13 protein-coding genes and 4 tRNA genes are annotated in these 19,078 nt (G+C 35.3%); 14 read left to right on the top strand and 3 right to left on the bottom strand.

The genetic code is table 11. The features are described from left to right. The first annotated feature begins 114 nt into the window (after positions 1 to 114). The 3 genes from BFG57_RS07365 (at position 115) to BFG57_RS18555 (ending at position 3,379) form a co-directional block, all read left to right on the top strand. Positions 115 to 1,428 (top strand): D-serine ammonia-lyase, encoded by a 1,314-nt coding sequence (locus BFG57_RS07365; RefSeq protein WP_069716847.1) that lies wholly within the window; start codon positions 115 to 117, stop codon positions 1,426 to 1,428. Positions 1,429 to 1,488: 60 nt separating this feature from the next. After that, complete coding sequence (locus BFG57_RS07370; protein ID WP_069716848.1) at positions 1,489 to 3,000, top strand: carboxypeptidase M32; 1,512 nt, start codon at positions 1,489 to 1,491, stop codon at positions 2,998 to 3,000. Between the two features lie 88 nt (positions 3,001 to 3,088). After that, a complete protein-coding gene (locus BFG57_RS18555; protein ID WP_139125080.1) occupies positions 3,089 to 3,379 on the top strand; it encodes an exonuclease/endonuclease/phosphatase family protein in 291 nt (96 codons plus the stop codon). A 71-nt stretch (positions 3,380 to 3,450) separates the two neighbouring features. Here the strand turns inward: BFG57_RS18555 and trhA are convergent, their stop codons facing one another. Next, a complete protein-coding gene (gene trhA / locus BFG57_RS07375; protein ID WP_069716849.1) occupies positions 3,451 to 4,101 on the bottom strand; it encodes a PAQR family membrane homeostasis protein TrhA in 651 nt (216 codons plus the stop codon). Between the two features lie 485 nt (positions 4,102 to 4,586). Here trhA and BFG57_RS07380 point away from each other — a divergent pair, with 485 nt between their 5' ends. The 11 genes from BFG57_RS07380 to BFG57_RS07430 all read left to right on the top strand — a co-directional run bounded on the left by BFG57_RS07380 (position 4,587) and on the right by BFG57_RS07430 (position 16,943). Then, positions 4,587 to 5,429 (top strand): polysaccharide deacetylase family protein, encoded by an 843-nt coding sequence (locus BFG57_RS07380; protein ID WP_083249123.1) that lies wholly within the window; start codon positions 4,587 to 4,589, stop codon positions 5,427 to 5,429. Between the two features lie 326 nt (positions 5,430 to 5,755). Then, positions 5,756 to 7,198 (top strand): SulP family inorganic anion transporter, encoded by a 1,443-nt coding sequence (locus tag BFG57_RS07385; protein WP_069716866.1) that lies wholly within the window; start codon positions 5,756 to 5,758, stop codon positions 7,196 to 7,198. A 456-nt stretch (positions 7,199 to 7,654) separates the two neighbouring features. Further along, positions 7,655 to 7,730, top strand: a tRNA-Val gene (locus BFG57_RS07390). A 5-nt stretch (positions 7,731 to 7,735) separates the two neighbouring features. Beyond that, positions 7,736 to 7,812, top strand: a tRNA-Asp gene (locus BFG57_RS07395). A gap of 67 nt (positions 7,813 to 7,879) precedes the next feature. Continuing rightward, positions 7,880 to 7,970: transfer RNA gene (locus tag BFG57_RS07400), tRNA-Ser, on the top strand. Positions 7,971 to 7,993: 23 nt separating this feature from the next. Continuing rightward, positions 7,994 to 8,065, top strand: a tRNA-Glu gene (locus BFG57_RS07405). Positions 8,066 to 8,690: 625 nt separating this feature from the next. Beyond that, a complete protein-coding gene (gene glgB, locus BFG57_RS07410) occupies positions 8,691 to 10,586 on the top strand; it encodes a 1,4-alpha-glucan branching enzyme (RefSeq protein ID WP_069716850.1) in 1,896 nt (631 codons plus the stop codon). Then, positions 10,576 to 11,715, top strand: coding sequence for a glucose-1-phosphate adenylyltransferase (locus tag BFG57_RS07415; protein ID WP_069716867.1), 1,140 nt, complete (start codon positions 10,576 to 10,578; stop codon positions 11,713 to 11,715). The genes glgB and BFG57_RS07415 overlap by 11 nt, the downstream gene beginning before the upstream one ends. A gap of 318 nt (positions 11,716 to 12,033) precedes the next feature. After that, positions 12,034 to 13,053: a GlgC family sugar phosphate nucleotidyltransferase gene (locus BFG57_RS07420; RefSeq protein ID WP_281186633.1), complete on the top strand. Its 1,020-nt coding sequence runs from the start codon at positions 12,034 to 12,036 to the stop codon at positions 13,051 to 13,053. Next, positions 13,050 to 14,483, top strand: coding sequence for a glycogen synthase GlgA (gene glgA, locus BFG57_RS07425; protein WP_425388482.1), 1,434 nt, complete (start codon positions 13,050 to 13,052; stop codon positions 14,481 to 14,483). The genes BFG57_RS07420 and glgA overlap by 4 nt, the downstream gene beginning before the upstream one ends. A gap of 54 nt (positions 14,484 to 14,537) precedes the next feature. Then, entirely contained in the window at positions 14,538 to 16,943 is a 2,406-nt protein-coding gene (locus BFG57_RS07430) for a glycogen/starch/alpha-glucan phosphorylase (protein WP_069716852.1), read from the top strand. Between the two features lie 113 nt (positions 16,944 to 17,056). Here the strand turns inward: BFG57_RS07430 and BFG57_RS07435 are convergent, their stop codons facing one another. Both BFG57_RS07435 and BFG57_RS07440 read right to left on the bottom strand, forming a co-directional pair. Further along, positions 17,057 to 17,794 carry a TraR/DksA C4-type zinc finger protein gene (locus tag BFG57_RS07435; protein ID WP_069716853.1) on the bottom strand — a complete coding sequence of 246 codons (738 nt, stop codon included), beginning with the start codon at positions 17,792 to 17,794 and terminating at the stop codon, positions 17,057 to 17,059. Positions 17,795 to 17,926: 132 nt separating this feature from the next. After that, a complete protein-coding gene (locus BFG57_RS07440; RefSeq protein WP_069716854.1) occupies positions 17,927 to 18,877 on the bottom strand; it encodes a 1,4-dihydroxy-2-naphthoate polyprenyltransferase in 951 nt (316 codons plus the stop codon). Positions 18,878 to 19,078: the final 201 nt, after the last annotated feature.

Genomic DNA, 19,078 nt, shown 5'->3' on the forward strand with positions numbered 1-19,078 from the left:
AATTTAATGAGGTGAAAAGGGGATTTGTTGTTTGAAGTGAATATTGAATATGTAGAAGTTGTTGCAATAATTAGACTTACAGCAAAAATTTAAAAATTTGTTAGGAGAGTTGTAGTGAGTAAGAACATATTTGGAAGAGATTTAGATGAATGGATTAAAGATTATCCTTTGTTAGAAGAAATTGTTCAAATGGAGGAAGTGAGTTGGACAAATCCATTAGTTCAAACTGATTTAGAGAGTCTTGCATTAGATTGGAGTGATGTGCTTGAAGCAGAAGAACGTTTGATACGTTTTTCTCCATTTATCGAATCAGCATTTCCAGAAACGAAAGGTTCAAAAGGAATGATTGAGTCACCACTAGTTGAAGTACCGAAGATAAAAGCAGAGCTTGAAAGACGTTACCAAAAAAATATTTCTAGTACATTATTAATGAAGTGTGATAATGAGTTACCGATTGCAGGTTCAATTAAAGCAAGAGGTGGTATTTATGAAGTTCTAAAGATTGCTGAAAAAATAGCTATAAACAATAAATTACTTACGCATGATGATGATTATGCTAAAGTTGCAAGTCCACCATTTCGGGAGTTATTTTCTAATTATTCGATTGCTGTTGGTTCGACTGGAAACTTAGGTTTGAGTATTGGAACGATAAGTGCAAAGCTTGGGTTTCAGACGACCGTTCATATGTCAAACGATGCGAAAGAGTGGAAAAAACAGTTGTTAAAGAGTAAAGGTGTTCATGTCATTGAACATGAAGCAGATTATAGTGAAGCAGTTGAACAGGGAAGAAATCAAAGTGAATTAGATGAGTCTTGTTTTTTCATTGATGATGAGAACTCAAAGGATTTGTTTTTAGGTTATGCGGTAGCTGCAATTCGTTTACGAAGACAGTTACAGAAGATGGATATTAGAGTAGATGAGCAACATCCCCTTGTCGTTTATTTGCCATGTGGTGTTGGGGGAGGGCCAGGTGGCATAACATTTGGTCTGAAGCGAGTATTCGGAAATCATGTACACTGCTATTTTGCAGAACCTACTCACTCACCATGTATGTTGATTGGTATGATGACAAGGCTTCACGATAAGGTATGTGTACAAGATTTTGGTATTGATAACAAAACAGATGCTGATGGTCTAGCTGTTGGTAGACCGTCAAGTTTGGTAGGGAAATTAATGGAGTCTCTGTTGAGTGGGATATATACAGTTCAAGATAAGGAATTGTATAAGCTGTTAAGCATGCTTGCACATAATGAAGGAATATATCTTGAACCATCTGCACTTGCGGGAATGTATGGTCCAATTAGAGCAGACGTTCAACATATTACAAACGCTACTCACATTGTTTGGGCAACAGGTGGGCGATTAGTTCCAAAAGAAGAGATGGAGAAATATGTGCAAAAAGGGTGTGGATTGCTCTTACAAGATTAGTCATGTAAAGTAGAAAGTGAAGGTTAAAAGGGAAAAAGTTGATAAAAAGGTGGGATTAACATGTCGTTTCAAAAAACTGAACAAGAATTTTTACAATATGTAAAAAAGATGATGAACTATGAAGAAGCACTAGCACTAATGTTTTGGGATATGCGGACGGGTGCTCCTAAAAAAGGGATTGACCAACGCTCTGAGGTCATAGGGACCCTTTCGACTGAAGTATTCAATATGTCAACTTCAGATACAATGAAGCAATTTATTGATGAATTAGACAATGAGGAAGCAAGGCAAGTTTTATCAGAAATTACTGTAAAAACTTTAGAAGATTGTAAGAAAGAATATGAAAGAAATGAGAAGATTCCAGAAGTAGAGTATAAGGAATTTGTAATGCTTCAATCAAAAGCTGAATCTGTTTGGGAAGAAGCAAAAGATAAATCTGATTTTGAAATGTTTCGTCCTTACTTAGAAAAATTAGTTGAATTTAAGAAAAAATTTATTGGTTATTGGGGTTACGAAGGTAATAAGTATAATACGTTACTTGATATGTATGAGCCAGGTGTTACTGTTGAGCAAATCGATAAAGTGTTTGGACAATTAAGAGATGAGATTGTTCCATTAGTAGAACGTATATCTAAAAGTTCTAACCAACCTAATACATCCTTCTTATTTGAGCACTTCACACAAGAAAAACAGAGGGAATTTTGCTTAAATGCGTTAGAACAAATGGATTACGATTTTGAAGCAGGGCGATTAGATGTTACGGTTCATCCGTTTGCAATTACGTTAAATCCTGGAGATGTGCGTATTACGACAAAATATGATGAACAAGATTTTCGCACAGCAGTATTTGGTACGATTCACGAAGGTGGACATGCGCTGTATGAGCAAAATATATCTAAGGATCTAGTTGGAACACCTTTATGTGATGGGACATCAATGGGAATTCATGAATCACAATCATTATTCTGGGAAAACTTTGTAGGGCGTAATAAAGGTTTCTGGAAGAAAAATTATAACGTCTTAAAACAATATGCAGGCGGTCAGTTCGATAAAGTTGAGCTTGAAGATTATTATCGTGCTATTAATGAATCGAAACCATCTCTAATTCGAATTGAAGCGGACGAGTTAACATATCCTTTACATATTATGGTTCGTTACGAGTTAGAAAAAGCACTTTTTAATGATGAAATTGAGGTTAAAGATTTACCAACATTATGGAATGACAAGATGGAAGAATATCTCGGAGTGAGGCCAGACAATGATGCTCAAGGAATTCTACAAGATGTACATTGGTCAGGTGGAGATTTTGGTTACTTCCCAAGTTACGCATTAGGTTATATTTACGCTGCGCAGTTTAAAAATGCGATGGTAAAGGAAATTGCCAACTTCGATGAATTGTTAGAATTAGGTGAATTACAACCTATTCGCGAGTGGCTTTCAAGTAACATTCATCAATATGGAAAAATGAAGAAACCACTGGAAATCTTGAATGACGTAACAGGTGAAGGGTTGAATGCAGAACATTTAATAACGTATTTGAAAGAAAAGTATGAAGCAATTTACCAATTATAATATCTGATTAGTAGAGCTAAATGACGTAATCAATACGGCATTTAGCTCTGCGTTGCAGAAATACTTCCTTTCCATTCTTTAATAGTGCTTGAAAAAAGGATGGCCATGCACCTTAGATGGGTTTTGTTTACCTCTGCCAATCGAACCTACGGAATACATTGGAAACCCTACATGGGACACTGAAACTAACAGTATAGCAGGCTATAGTTATCCTGATTATGAACCGCAGCATTTAGATTATATTTTTATTGAAAAAGATTACAAACAGCCAAGCTTTTGGATGAACCAAACATTAACTCCAAAATCTCCTACTTGGACAGCCGATTACGAATATAATAATTATTCCGATCACTACCCTGTACGAGGATATGGAAAATGATATTGATTTAATTGCTTACCCCATACAAAGAACCCCAATCATCTTGAGCGATTGGGGTTTAATTTGAATTATTAAAATTGAATTGGAAGGACATATAGTAATACAGCAAAGAAGTGGAATATGCTTCCTGCTAATACAAATAGATGCCAAACAGCATGGTGATAAGGGAATGCTCTCCATAGATAAAAAATTGTCCCAAGTGTATAGAGGACTCCACCAATGACGAGAAAAACGATTCCCATAGGAGGCAATGTCGTTAACAACTTATTAAATCCGAAGACAACGAGCCATCCCATCACGATGTATAATAATGTAGAAATTGTATTGAATTTCTTCACAAAAAAAACTTTAAAGACAACCCCACCGATTGCTAATGCCCACACTGTTCCGAATAGCACCCAGCCCAAGCTTCCTTGAATGACAATGAGTGTAATTGGTGTGTAAGTACCAGCAATGAACAAATAGATCGAAGCATGATCACAAATTTCAAAGAAACTTTTAGCTTTTCCTTTTGGGAAACTATGTAACATTGTTGAAGAAAGATACAAAATAAGCATTGTAGCCCCATAAATAGAAAAAGTGACGATATGCCAAGCTGTTCCGTTTAATGCAGAGAAGACAACTAATAATACTAATGCTGCAATACTGAGTAACGTTCCAATCCCATGTGTGATTGCATTTGCGATCTCTTCACCTTTAGTGAATGTATGTGTTTCAACCACGTGTAAAGCTCCTTTCTGCCAAAGTTCATCTTATTCTTACTATTATAACACCACTTTAATGTAATCGTTATGAATTATCCTATAGTATAGGTAATAACAAGTATAAAAAAAGTATTCGAACTTTTGTGAGTCCTTGCTCCTCTAAATAATGAAAGCGCATTATTATTTGTAACGAATTTGTTTTATTTCCTTAAATGCTTTTTAATCGAAAAATGATACACTTCTAACTAAATTTTACTAAAAGGGAGTATTCTACATCATGATTCAACTAGGTAAGAAAGTTAGAACAAATCACCTTTATTTTTCACGTTATGGTGAGTCGATTGAAGGTGTAGTAGTAAAAATTGATGGAGTTAAAATTTGGATAAGGAATCAATACAATACAATCTCGATAATACATCAGATATGTATTGACATATAAAATGTAATGTCTTTGTAACCCTCTTTTCAATCACAAACAATATACTCATTTAAGAGAACACCGCATGGCTAAGGAAAGAGGAGATGGCATGAGAAGAAGAAAAAAATTGATAAGGACACACGAATGGGTGTTCATGTCGATTGTTTGTATATTAATTATTGGATTACTTGGCTATAGCGAGATAACGAAAGCAATCGATAATGAAGAGTATATAGTGACATTCACACCAGAGAAAGAGATGTGTTGTCAGTTAAAAAAAGAGCAACCGTTGAGACTAACTGAACCTACAGTAACAGTTTCACCTCCAGAAAATGTTGTCTATTTAACATTTGATGATGGTCCATCAGAGTCAACTGAAGCGATTCTTTCATTGTTAAAACGTTACCAAGCAAGAGCGACCTTTTTTATGTTAAGTCCAGCAATGGAGAAATATCCAGAAGGAATGAAAAGAATGGTAGAAGAAGGTCATTCGTTCGGATTACATGGAGTTTCTCATAATGCAAAAAGCTTTTACGAATCAACTTCGTCAATATTAGGAGAGCTGACTGAAGGCAATCGTGTGTTAGAACGAATTACAGGAAAGCAAACAATGTTAATTCGAACTCCTTATGGAAGTGTGCCATATATGACCAAGACGTATAGGCAAGTAGTGAAAGAAGAAGGTTATCTTCTTTGGGATTGGAACATAGATTCGAGGGATTGGGAATACAAAGACGTTCGTTACGTACAAGATACGATTTATCAATTAGAGCAGGTAGTGAGAGAGGGTAAAGTTCCAGTCATTTTATTACATGATAAAAAGTCAACGTTAGATCATTTAGAAAGGTTGCTAGTATACCTTCAAAATAATGGATATGTAATGGAGGCATTGAATGAACACCTTTCTCCAATACAATTTAAATCATAATTTCTGTAACCACTGTTTAAATGTATAAGCAGTGTTTTTTTATGATTATAAATTGTTCAAGCCTAATCAACTTATTGTTTTAGTTTGTTATCAAAAAAGTTATGAATAAACTGAATATTAAAACTTCTATTTTTCAATTTTATCTTATCACTATGAAAATAAGAGATATGTAACGAAAATGAGAGGATAAAGTATATTTTGTGCGCTTACATAGAAGTTTGCGTTCTGCTAGTAGTATGATAGTATTTTTCATGTTTACTTCGGATTGCTCTTTCAAAGTGAGAGAGCGTAAAAAAATAATAGAAAGAGGCGTTGTTTTGAACACAATGAGTTGGAAAGAAAGTTGGTTTGGGAATATTCGTGGTGATATCCTTGCAGGCATAACTGTTGCGTTAGCACTTATTCCAGAAGCAATTGCATTTGCGATTATTGCGGGTGTTGATCCAATGGTAGGTTTGTATGCATCATTTTCAATAGCTGTAATAATTGCCTTTACTGGTGGTCGACCAGGTATGATATCAGCTGCAACTGGTGCAATGGCATTATTAATGGTTACACTTGTGGCTGAACATGGCTTGGAATATTTATTAGCAGCGACTGTATTGACAGGTATTATTCAATTTATTATGGGTGTGATGGGACTTGGTCGTTTCATTACGTTTTTGCCACAGTCCGTTATTATTGGATTTGTAAATGCTTTGGCAATTTTGATCTTTATGGCCCAATTACCTCACTTTGTAGGTCAAGGTCTATTGATGTATGGAATGGTAGCAGCAACTTTAGCTATTATTTATATTTTGCCTCGTTTTACGAAAGCTGTTCCATCACCATTAGTTGCAATTATTGTTATGACAATTGTTGCGATTACGTTAGGGCTAGATTTGAAAACGGTTGGAGATATGGGGAATATTACTCAATCATTACCTGTGTTTCAGCTTCCAATGGTACCGTTAAATATTGAAACTTTAATGATTATACTACCATATTCATTTCCTTTAGCATTAGTTGGTATTTTAGAGTCTTTATTAACAGCGACTATCGTTGATGAAATGACAGATACGAAGAGTAATAAAAATACTGAGATGAAAGGTCAAGGTATCGCTAATATTATCACAGGGTTCTTTGGTGGTATGGCAGGGTGTGCAATGATTGGCCAATCAGTAATTAATGTTAAATCAGGTGGAAGAGGAAGACTGTCTGCTTTAACAGCGGGTGTATTTTTGTTAATTTTAATTATTGTTTTGGGTGATATTGTCAAACAAGTACCTATGGCTGCTCTCGTTGGAGTTATGATCATGGTATCGATCGGTACGTTTGATTGGCAATCTGTCCGTGAATTAGCAAGAATTCCACGATCGGACGCGGTTGTCATGGTGATAACAGTTGCTATTGTAGTATATACACATGATTTAGCAAAAGGTGTTTTAGCTGGAGTTGTTTTAAGTGCATTGATTTTCGGATGGAAAATGGCTCAAATTAAAACATCAACAAAATTCGAGGGTGAGCAAAAAGTTTATACGGTGTCCGGACAGCTTTTCTTTGGGACGATGGCGCATTTCGTCGATTTATTTGATTATCAAAATGATCCTAAGGAGATCGTAATTGATTTTACACATTCTCATGTGTGGGATCATTCAGCAGTTACTGCCGTAGCGAAAGTGATGAGTAAGTATCGAAAAGAAGGTAAGACTGTAACAATTAATGGCTTAAATGATGAAAGTCGAGCAATTGTTGAAAAAGTAGGTCTTAGTGCATCTTCTGGACACTAAAATAAAACCTCTGCTAACTCCTGATTGGAGTTGGCAGAGGTTTTATAAATTTAGACGATTTTGCTTTGGAGTTAAATAGCTTGATATCTAAAATTAACTGATTAAGATAGTAGAGAGTAAGTTAATTTAAAAAGGGGAAAAAGGTTGATAGAAAAACAATTAATTTGTTTTTTGTTTGAGTAGATTTCATTGTGTGTTCATCATGGTTAGATGATTGTTCATTTTTTATTTTCAATAACGCTTGCCGACGATACTTTGATTCCATTAACATTTTGAATCACCTCGTTATATTGTAAGCGCTTTCTTGAACGTTAATTATAATATTATCAAATTGTATTGTAAAGGGTATGGAGCAACTGTTTAACTATGATAGATTCTGAAGAAAAGATTGTGAAAAGTATTGACGATACAATAAATATAATGATAATATAGTTATTGTCGGTAAGAGACAAATACGGAGGATTAGCTCAGCTGGGAGAGCACCTGCCTTACAAGCAGGGGGTCGGCAGTTCGATCCTGTCATCCTCCACCATAAATGGTCCGGTAGTTCAGTTGGTTAGAATGCCTGCCTGTCACGCAGGAGGTCGCGGGTTCGAGTCCCGTCCGGACCGCCATTATATTTTGAGCTAGCCAGTGTAAGTCGACATTAAAGATTAAGCATAATGCTGAAATACGTTTAATGGAGAAGTACCCAAGTGGCTGAAGGGGCTCCCCTGCTAAGGGAGTAGGTCGTGTAAGCGGCGCGAGGGTTCAAATCCCTCCTTCTCCGCCAGAAATTATAAAAATATAATATATGGCCCGTTGGTCAAGCGGTTAAGACACCGCCCTTTCACGGCGGTAACACGGGTTCGAATCCCGTACGGGTCACTAAGAAAAACTCCATTACTTAATGTAATGGAGTTTTTATGTTGTGTCAACAAATAATATGACTACTTTATTTGGTGGTAGTCATAAATTTAATTATGAACAAATATCCAATGAAAAAGTTATAAGGCTAATAAACAAATCTTTGTCTTTATTTCCTTTGAAAAGACTAATTGCCTTCTTTTTACGTTTTTGCTATAATTACAGTGGTTGGTAGACATATCCTCTGTGAGGATAATTATGTTGGGGAGACATTATTGATGTCTTCTCTTTTTTTTTCTTCAAAATTCATCTTATGAGATTTTTTTAAGAAACTCCCAATTATCATCTTGAAATTCCCATATTTGTTCCCCTTTAATGTACATCTTATTATGCATTTAAATACATGATTGTCGTAACATGTTTTGTATAGTAATCAAAAAATAACATCTGTTAGAAATTGCAACAATCAAGTTGATGTTATGGTAAATAGTATTTTGAGATAAAGATGTAGGTCATATGAAAACCCTCCTTAGCAATATATTCACAATTTTTTTACAAATATTATGAAGGTTTTCCTTTTTCTTTATGGAATTATTTATAAATAGAACGTAGTAAATGACTGAATCGAAAGTGGTGATTTTGAATTTTGAAAGCAACTCTGCCAACTTCTTTTGACCGATTTTTGTTTCATAAAGGTCGTCTTTTTCAAAGCTACCATACATTTGGCGCACATATTTGTGTTGAAAATGAATTGTCAGGAGTGAGGTTTACTTTATGGGCACCTCACGCTAGACAAGTTTCTGTAATTGGTGACTTTAACGATTGGAATAGTAGTGGATTTGAATTAAAAAAAATGAATGAAGAAGGAATCTGGACGAATTTTTTCCCCGAACTGGCGGAACTAGATTGTTATAAATATGAAATTCTAACATCAAATGGATCAATCTTGCATAAGAGTGATCCATATGCTTTTTATTCAGAAATACGACCGAATACTGCTTCAATTATTTATGATTTGAAAGGTTACGATTGGAAGGACAATCATTGGTTAGCGAAGAGACAATTTAATAAAAAGAAACAGAAACCTATGTTTATTTATGAAGTGCATCTTGGTACATGGAAGAAAAAACCAGACGGTTCTTTTTATACGTATAAAGAACTTGCTGATGAATTAGTTAATTATGTGAAAGAACATGGCTTCACTCATATTGAATTACTGCCGATCTATGAACATCCTTTTGATCGTTCATGGGGATATCAAGGAACTGGTTATTATTCAGTGACTAGCCGATATGGAACACCGCATGATTTTATGGCATTCGTTGATAAATGCCACCAAGAAGGAATAGGAGTTATTCTTGATTGGGTACCAGGACACTTTTGCAAAGATGCACATGGGTTATTTTTGTTTGATGGGGAGCCCTTATATGAATATGAAAATGGTTACGTACGTGAAAACGATGTGTGGGGAACAGCTAACTTTGATCTAGGAAAGAGTGAGGTTCAAAGTTTTTTAATTTCCAATGCTGTGTTTTGGATGGACTATTTTCATATTGACGGTTTTAGGGTTGATGCAGTTGCTAACATGTTGTTTTGGGATATGCATGGAGATGGAAACATTTATCCAAATGAATATGCAGTTGAATTTCTTCAGAATTTGAATCAAACGATTAAACATTTTGATGAAAGTGTGCTAGTCATAGCAGAAGATTCAACAGATTGGTCTAATGTAACAAAGCCAATAAATGAAGGAGGACTTGGCTTCACGCATAAGTGGAATATGGGATGGATGAATGATGTCCTAGAATATATGCAAAAAGAAAGTGATGAACGAGACAAGTGGCATCATTTAATGACTTTTTCCATGATCTACGCGTATTCAGAAAAGTTTATATTACCTTTTTCACATGATGAGGTTGTACATGGGAAAAGATCTTTGCTAAATAAAATGCCAGGTAGTTATGAAGAGAAGTTTGCTCAACTAAGGCTTTTATTAGGTTTTATGACTGCGCACCCTGGTGAAAAGCTATTATTCATGGGAAGTGAATTTGGGCAATTTGATGAGTGGAAAGACTTGGACGATTTAGATTGGAAATTGCTCAATTATGGTATGCATAGTGCTATGCATGAATATAGTAAAGCGGTGCTAGAATTATATCGAAATGAACCAGCGTTTTGGGAGTGTGATGATATACAGGATGGCTTTGAGTGGATCGAACCGAATAATGCACACCAAAAAATTCTCCTCTTTATTAGAAAGGGGAAAGTTGATGACGATTCTCTAATTGTTATCTGTAATTTCAGTTCACAACAATACGATAATTACAAAATTGGAGTGCCTATTGACGGAACATATTGTGAATTATTTTCAAGTGATATCGACATATATGGCGGTTCTGGAATGAGAAATAAACGATACATAAGTAGTCATTCTACACCATATCATAGGCAGCCTTATCAGTTAGAAATATGTATCCCACCGTATGCTTTTGTAGTATTTAAGAGAATAAGAAGGGAGCGTCATAATGCGTATGCACAATAAAAAGTGTGTTGCTATGTTGTTAGCCGGAGGTCAGGGGAGTCGCTTGAGTCTACTAACAAGAAACATTGCAAAACCTGCAGTGCCATTTGGGGGAAAGTATCGAATTATTGATTTTCCACTCAGCAACTGTACGAATTCTAATATTGATACAGTCGGTGTGCTGACGCAATATAAACCGTTAGTATTAAATGCTTACATTGGAATTGGTAGTGCATGGGATTTAGATCGGATAAATGGTGGAGTTACCGTATTACCACCTTATATGGAGCGTGACGGTGGGAGATGGTACAAAGGTACAGCAAATGCGATATTTCAAAATTTGAACTTTATTGAACAGTATCAACCAGAACATGTGTTAATCCTATCTGGCGATCATATTTATAAAATGGATTATTCAACGATGCTTAATTACCATATTGATAAAGGAGCTGACTGTACGATTTCTGTTATAGAAGTTCCATGGGATGAGGCTAGTCGATTCGGTATTATGAATACAGATGACCAGATGAACGTGATCGAATTTGATGAAAAGCCAGCATTCCCGAAGAGTAATCTTGCGTCGATGGGAATTTACATATTTAAGTGGCCAGTTTTAAAGAAATATTTAGAGATGGATAATCGAAATACAGAATCTTCACATGATTTTGGTAAAGATGTTATTCCGTTGCTGTTAGAAGAGCAGTTACGATTAATTGCTTACCCATTTGAAGGATATTGGAAAGATGTTGGTACTGTTAAAAGTTTGTGGGAAGCAAATATGGACTTATTGGATGAAGAGCCTGAATTGCAATTGAAGGATTATCAATGGAAAATATACTCTGTTAATCCAAATCAACCTCCTCAATATATTGCACCAGATGCAGATGTGAAAGAATCATTGGTTAATGAAGGGTGTTTTGTACAGGGTACGATCGAGCATTCTGTTTTATTTCCAGGGGTAACGGTTGGTGAAGGATCGGTTGTGAAGGATACGATCATTATGCCTGGAGCTGAAATTGGTCGAAATTGTAGGGTGGAAAAAGCTATTGTAGCGGATGGAATGAAGGTAAAAGATGGTACAATCATTGCTCCTGAACAAGGGAAAGACCAAATTGTATTGGTTGCAGAAGAAGATATTATTCTGACGTGATTTAAGATAAATCTCAATTCTCCATCAGAGATGGATATTATCTTTGGTGGGGAATTTAGTTAATCGGAAATTATTAATATGATGAGGTTCTGTACTTCATTGAGTTAATTCAGCTTATAGTGTGAGTATTTGTTAATACACTTTAAAATAATACTTCTGTTAGTCGTTTTTCTTATGTTCTTTATAACATAAAGTACTCGCTAGTAAGTTCCTCTATTTAAACATTGCCGAGTCTTCTAAGTTTTGAAATAGAGGTCTTAATGTTTCGTAACATGTGGTGAAAAATGTATTTAATAATCCAGAAGAGGAGTGGGTTGAGTGCGAAAAACAACACTTGCTGTAATCGATGCAATGACAGAAATGCAAGCGATGAATGAATTAACGGAGAATCGTTCACTTGCTGCAGTGCCATTTGGTGGGCGTTATCGTTTAATTGATTTTATTTTATCTAATCTTGTCAATTCAGGTATTGAAAGTGTAGGTATCTTTACAAAAGATCGCTTTCGTTCATTAATGGACCATCTCGGATCAGGACGTGATTGGGATTTGAGTCGTAAACGGAAAGGATTATTTTTCTGTCCACCTACAAGAAAACAAGAGTACTACAACGGTTTTTTTGATTACCTAAACAATCACCTTGATTATTTCAATAGAAGTGAACAAAAGTATGTAATTGTAGCTGCTAGTAATGTTATATGTAATCTAGACTTTGAAAGAGTACTGCGACAACATATTGCAATGAAAGCAGATATCACAGAAGTATGTTATAAAGGAACACCGTTGAATATATTCATAATAGAAAAATCACTATTATTAGATTGTATTAAGTCACATAGATATGAGTCAATTAAAAATATGCAAGAGTTCGTTATATTGTATGAGAGACGGTTAAATATCCATTCGTATGAGCATGATGGATATACAGCTATTATTGATTCAGTACAAAGTTATTATAAGCATAGTATGTCGTTGTTACATCCAGAGATGTGGAAAAGTCTTTTTGTTGGATCAAACCCCATTTTCACTAAAGTAAAGGATGAACCACCAACTCGATATCAAAAAGGGGCTATCGTAACAAATTCTCAAGTAGCAAACGGATGCCAAATTGAAGGAACCGTGGAAAATAGTATTATATTCCGTGCTGTACATATTGGAAAAGGAGCAGTAGTTAGAAATAGTATAATTATGCAAAAAAGTATAATAGAAGATGGCGCAATTGTTGATGGGGTTATTATTGACAAAGATGTTCGGATCGAAGCATCTGCACGTATTCAAGGTCAAATAGGAAATCCTTTTGTCATTCCAAAGGGAGAAGTGCAAGGAGAGTTGATGAGATAGTGAATATATTATTCGTCGTTTCTGAATGTGTGCCATTTATTAAGTCAGGTGGTTTAGCCGATGTAGCTGGTGCACTTCCGAAACAGCTTAAGAGACTAGGGCATGATGTAAGAGTAATTCTTCCGAAATATGAGTTAATACCTTCAGAATATAAGAATCGTATGGAATTTATGTCTGAATTTTCTGTTCAAGTAGGGTGGAGAAAGCAATATGGAGGACTTATGAAGCTTGAGCATGAAGGGATTACTTATTATTTTATAGACAATGAATATTACTTTAAACGTTCATCACTATATGGTGATTATGATGATGGTGAAAGGTTTGCGTACTTTTCACATGCTGTCATCAAAGCAATACCATACTTAGAATTTAATGTGGAGATACTGCATTGTCATGATTGGCATACTGCAATAGTAAATTATTTACTAAACAATCAAAATCATGAACATCCTAGTTATGAAAGCATTCGAACAGTTTTTACCATTCATAATTTGCAATTTCAAGGGGTATTTTCAAAGGAAATGCTTAACGAACTATTAAACTTAGATGAATTTCATTTTACAGAGGAGAATCTGGAGCATTATGGTCAGATAAACTTCATGAAAGGTGGGATTAAGGCATCAGATCTGATTACGACAGTTAGCCCAACTTATCGGAATGAGATTCAAATCCCTTATTATGGGGAAGGTCTGGATGGTTTCTTACGAGCTTATCAATATAAGTTAAAAGGCATTGTTAATGGGATTGATGCTGATTTGTATAATCCTAATGATGATGCGTCGATAACACAAACTTATTCAAGTGAGACGATTGACCAAAAGGTCGTCAATAAAATTTCACTACAGGGAGAAATGGGGTTGCCTCAGTCTGAAGAGGTACCAATGGTTGTTATGGTATCCCGGTTGACACAACAAAAAGGATTAGATCTTGTCGTTCGAATTTTTCATGAGATGATTCAAAATGATGTACAATTTGTACTGCTTGGTACAGGAGAGAAACGGTTTGAACATTTCTTTCAGCAAATGGAGGTTGAGTACCCTAATAAAGTTAAAACGTTAATTGGTTTTAATGAATCTTTGGCACATAAAATTTATGCTGCTGCAGATTTGTTTCTTATGCCATCAAAGTTTGAACCGTGTGGATTAGGACAGTTAATTGCTTTGCGGTATGGGGCAATTCCAATTGTTAGAGAAACAGGCGGTCTCAATGACACTGTACAGTCATATGATGAGCATACAGGTAATGGGAATGGATTTAGTTTTATGAACTATAACGCACATGATTTATTATTCACGATTGAACGTGCTCTACAGTTTTATCGAAAAAAAGACATGTGGAAGCAAATTGTTACTCATGCAATGGAACAGGATTATAGTTGGGAAAAATCTGCGAAAGAATACGATGAATTATATAGAAACTTATTCGTTTGAATAATCATTAGCTCGTGTAAGCATGTAATAACAAAATAAGGGAGAGGAAGCCCGATGTTTACAAGTAAAGAAACGTTTAAAAAACGATTTTTGGATAAGTTTGAACGTGTTTACGGTAAGAGCTTTGAGGATTCCACGATACAAGAGCAATATGCTACTTTAGGTATGCTAGTTAGAGAATATGCCAGTCAAGATTGGATTCATACAAATGAACGTTATAGAGCTGAATCTCAAAAGCAAGTTTATTATTTTTCAATTGAATTTTTGTTAGGTAGATTATTAGGAACTAATCTTATGAATTTAGGGATTAGGGATGTATGTGAAGCAGGGTTGAAAGAATTGGGAATAAGCCTATCTCAAATAGAAGAACAAGAGATTGATGCTGGATTAGGAAATGGAGGATTAGGAAGACTGGCGGCATGCTTTCTTGATTCATTAGCTTCAATGGATTATCCAGGACATGGATGTGGAATTCGCTATAAACATGGATTATTTGAACAAAAGATCGTAAATGGTTATCAAGTAGAATTACCTGAACAATGGCTTAGGAACGGGAATGTATGGGAAGTTAGGAAGGCTGGGTTAGCAGTAGAAGTAAAATTTGGTGGACATGTTGAAGTATCAAATTCAAATGGAAAAATGAATTTTCACCATGTGAACGCTGAAACCGTATCTGCTGTACCTCATGATATGCCTGTAATTGGCTATGAAAATGAAACGGTTAATACGTTACGTTTGTGGAGTGCAGAACCATCGCCATATCGACCAGATCGTGATGTGATGAAATATAAGCAAGAGACAGAAGCGATTTCCGAGTTCTTGTATCCAGATGATACGAATGTAGAGGGGAAAATTCTTCGTTTAAAGCAGCAGTATTTTCTCGTATCTGCAGGAATGCAAAGTATTCTTAATTCTTATTTGAAAACAGGCCAAGACATCCACGATTTCCACAATCATGTTGCGATTCATATTAACGATACACATCCAGTTCTTGCAATTCCAGAGTTTATGAGATTACTAATTGATGAAAGAAATTTAAGTTGGGAAGAGGCCTGGCATATCACGACAAATACGATTTCTTACACAAATCACACCACATTATCAGAGGCACTAGAGCAGTGGCCAATTTCTATTTTTCAAAATTTATTACCTCGTATTTTTATGGTTGTAGAAGAGATTAATGAACGGTTTTGTATGAAGTTATGGAAGCAGTATCCTAACCAGTGGGAACGTATTGAGAATATGGCTATTATTGCACATGATATGGTGAAAATGGCTCATTTAGCTATAGTAGGGAGTCATAGTGTTAACGGTGTAGCACAAATTCATACTGACATTTTAAAGAAAAGGGAAATGAAATTATTTTATGAATTCTATCCAGAGAAATTTAATAACAAAACAAATGGAATTACTCATAGACGTTGGTTGATGAAGGCAAATCCTCAATTAACTGATATCATTAACGATAGAATTGGAACAGAGTGGATACGAGAACCAAAACAGCTTGAACAACTAGAAAAATATGCTTGTGATCCAAATTTTCAAGATGCTGTCTATGAAGTGAAACAAGTAAACAAGCATCACCTTGCAGAGAAGATAAGACAACATACTGGTATCGTAATTGATGAACAATCAATTTTTGATGTTCAAGTCAAACGTCTTCATGCATACAAACGTCAACTATTAAATATTTTGCATATCATGCATTTATATAATCGATTGAGTTATGAGCCAAATTTTACAATAACACCGAGAACGTTCATTTTTGGTGCAAAAGCATCACCAGGATATTATTATGCAAAAAAAATAATTAAATTAATTAATACACTAGCTGAAAAGGTTAATAATGATCCGAGGACAAAAGATTACTTAAAAGTAGTTTTCTTAGAAAATTATAGCGTTTCATTGGCTGAGGAGATTATTCCTGCTACAAATGTAAGTGAGCAAATCTCTACCGCAAGTAAAGAAGCTTCAGGGACAGGAAATATGAAATTCATGATGAATGGTGCAATTACAATTGGAACGATGGATGGTGCGAATGTAGAAATTCATGAGCTTGTTGGTGATGATAATATGTTCACATTCGGCTTATCTGCACAAGAAGTACTGGCTTATCAACAGCGTGGTGGGTATAATTCGTTTGAATATTACCACCATGACAAGCGAATTCATCAAGTGTTGGAACAATTGATGAATGGATTCTTTTCTGTTACAGATAGCGAATTTGAGCATATTTATGATTCATTGCTTATTCAAAATGATGAATATTATGTTTTACGTGATTTTGCTAGTTACTCTGATGCACAGATGAAATTAAGTAAAATGTATGAAAATAGGAGTAAATGGTCTCAGATGTCTATTATGAATATCGCAAAGTCGGGCGTATTTTCGAGTGATAGGACGATCCGAGAATATGCGGAGAATATATGGGGGGTTACTTCTTCTGCTTATGTACGTTAGTCCAAGGATGTGGAAACTGACGCGAACATTGCTCCTGTTAGATCTGTATACAGTCATTGATTATAAAATTTCGCGTCAGTTAAATCCTTAATCTTTAGATGGATTGTTTTCAATTATTTAGGGTTTTCATCGATAATTGACTCAGCTAGATCATTTAACCGCTCATTATTTTCGTCTAACATACTTTCATATCGCTCATGTGCTGCATTTGGATATACATGATGACCACTGCCGTCAAGATCACTTCCAACAAATTGTTCAAATAGTTCAACACCATCAGTAAGTTCATCTTCATCAATTGTCATATCGTTGTAATCAACAATTGCATTATCTGAGAAGTCGGATGGAGTTTCTGATGTTCCATAGTGTTGTAAGATTTGAAATGTGTCTTCACCATCAAAAAAATTTGTTTGATCTTCTTTATTAAATGAGTGAAATGGTGTACTGCGAACAGTTTCTTCAATTGGGCGATCGTTTGAAAGCTTTCTTTCTTCTGTATGCTCTATGCAACGAAGAGTAGTTGGAATTGTTTCAAGTCTTTCGTATGGGATGGGTTTATGACAGATCTCACATTTCCCGTAGGAACCGTCCTGCATTTTTTGTAATGCGTTTGCAATTTCTTTTTTTTCCTGTTCAATATGGTCGTTTAAGGCAATGTCCTTTTCTCTTTCAAATAATTCTGTGCCTGTATCTGCTGGATGGTTATCGTAGTTTGAAAGCTCACCTACTGATTGTTGAGCGTGAGCCCATTCATTTCCAAAATGGTCGTTCTCTCGTAAGTGAATATTGATTTGGTTGAGTCGTTCTTGTAAAATTTGCTGGAGCTTTTGTTTTTGTTGTGTAGTCAGCATTGGGTATACTCCTTTCATTTCAACTAGTCTTTCTCCTTATTATGAGCAACCTTTAGCAGAACATCCTTCTTTATCTTTCAGTGAGAGGAAACAAATTCTTAAAAATAAAAAAACATGGCTTTATGCCATGTTTTATAAAATATAGCTTAACAATAAACCAAGTGCTAATAAGAATCCAAAAATGGTATTCGTTTGAGCTGTTGCGACCATAGCAGGCATCATTTGGATTGGAATTTTCTTTCCTTTAAACCCTTTCGATGCTTTAACCGCTTTTGGAATACTTAAGAAAACAATTAATGCCCACGCTGAGAACATACCCATAAACACGAGTGAAATCATCCACAGGTAAGAAATTGCAAACATACTTGATAATAAGAGGACTGCTTTATCATGACCTAGTAAGATGGCGATCGTTTTTCGTCCGTTTTCTTTGTCACCATCAAGGTCACGAATATTATTGGCTAGTAAAATTGCGCCAACTAATATGGATATGGGAACAGATACGACGATACTTTCAGTTGTAATTGTTCCAGTTTGAATATAATAAGAGAGTAAGATGATTATTAATCCCATAAATAGTCCAGCTACAAGTTCACCAAAAGGTGTATAAGCGATAGGGTAAGGTCCTCCTGTATAGAGATAACCTGCTATCATGCAAATTGTTCCAATTAGTGCAATCCACCAACTGCTATTCATACAAATGTATACGCCTAACAATGTAGCAATACCAAAGAAAGAAAATGCAAGGTTCAGTACGGTTTTTGGTGCAACGCCTTCACGAACGATCGCTCCACCTATGCCCACAGAATTCTCATTATCTAACCCACGTTTAAAATCGTAATATTCGTTAAACATATTTGTTGCAGCTTGAATTAAAATACTAGCAGTGAGCATTGCTACAAATAGTAACACGTTAAAAACTCCATCTTGCAAAGCGAGAACTGAACCGATTGCCACTGGTACAAATGCTGCAGTTAATGTGTGTGGACGAAGTAGATGCCACCATACTTTCCAACTTTTTTTCTGAATATGATATGAATGTGATGTGATCGGTTGTTTATTTTTCTCAATTTGTCCTTGCATCATGTCCCTCTCCCTTAAACTATTCTCCCTTTATCGTGCGTTAACTGATTCTATAAATCCTAAGTTATATTTGCAAAAACTAAAACAGAACTTATGGGAAAAGTTAATGTCAACCTCTTGTTGTTAAAAACCCAATTTTTTTAGATTTTTTATAACAATTCACTATTGAGCATGGAGAAATAATTATAAATAGAAGTGTTA

This window comes from Bacillus solimangrovi, from assembly GCF_001742425.1.
Taxonomy (GTDB): Bacteria; Bacillota; Bacilli; order Bacillales; family Bacillaceae_N; genus Bacillus_AV; species Bacillus_AV solimangrovi.

Coding starts and splice junctions, on each gene's coding strand:
- BFG57_RS07370 (WP_069716848.1), top strand. CDS start 1,489: ATGTCGTTTCAAAAAACTGAACAAGAATTTTTACAATATGTAAAAAAG.
- BFG57_RS07380 (WP_083249123.1), top strand. CDS start 4,587: ATGGCTAAGGAAAGAGGAGATGGCATGAGAAGAAGAAAAAAATTGATA.
- BFG57_RS07385 (WP_069716866.1), top strand. CDS start 5,756: ATGAGTTGGAAAGAAAGTTGGTTTGGGAATATTCGTGGTGATATCCTT.
- BFG57_RS07415 (WP_069716867.1), top strand. CDS start 10,576: ATGCACAATAAAAAGTGTGTTGCTATGTTGTTAGCCGGAGGTCAGGGG.
- BFG57_RS07430 (WP_069716852.1), top strand. CDS start 14,538: ATGTTTACAAGTAAAGAAACGTTTAAAAAACGATTTTTGGATAAGTTT.
- BFG57_RS07435 (WP_069716853.1), bottom strand. CDS start 17,794: ATGCTGACTACACAACAAAAACAAAAGCTCCAGCAAATTTTACAAGAA.
- BFG57_RS07440 (WP_069716854.1), bottom strand. CDS start 18,877: ATGCAAGGACAAATTGAGAAAAATAAACAACCGATCACATCACATTCA.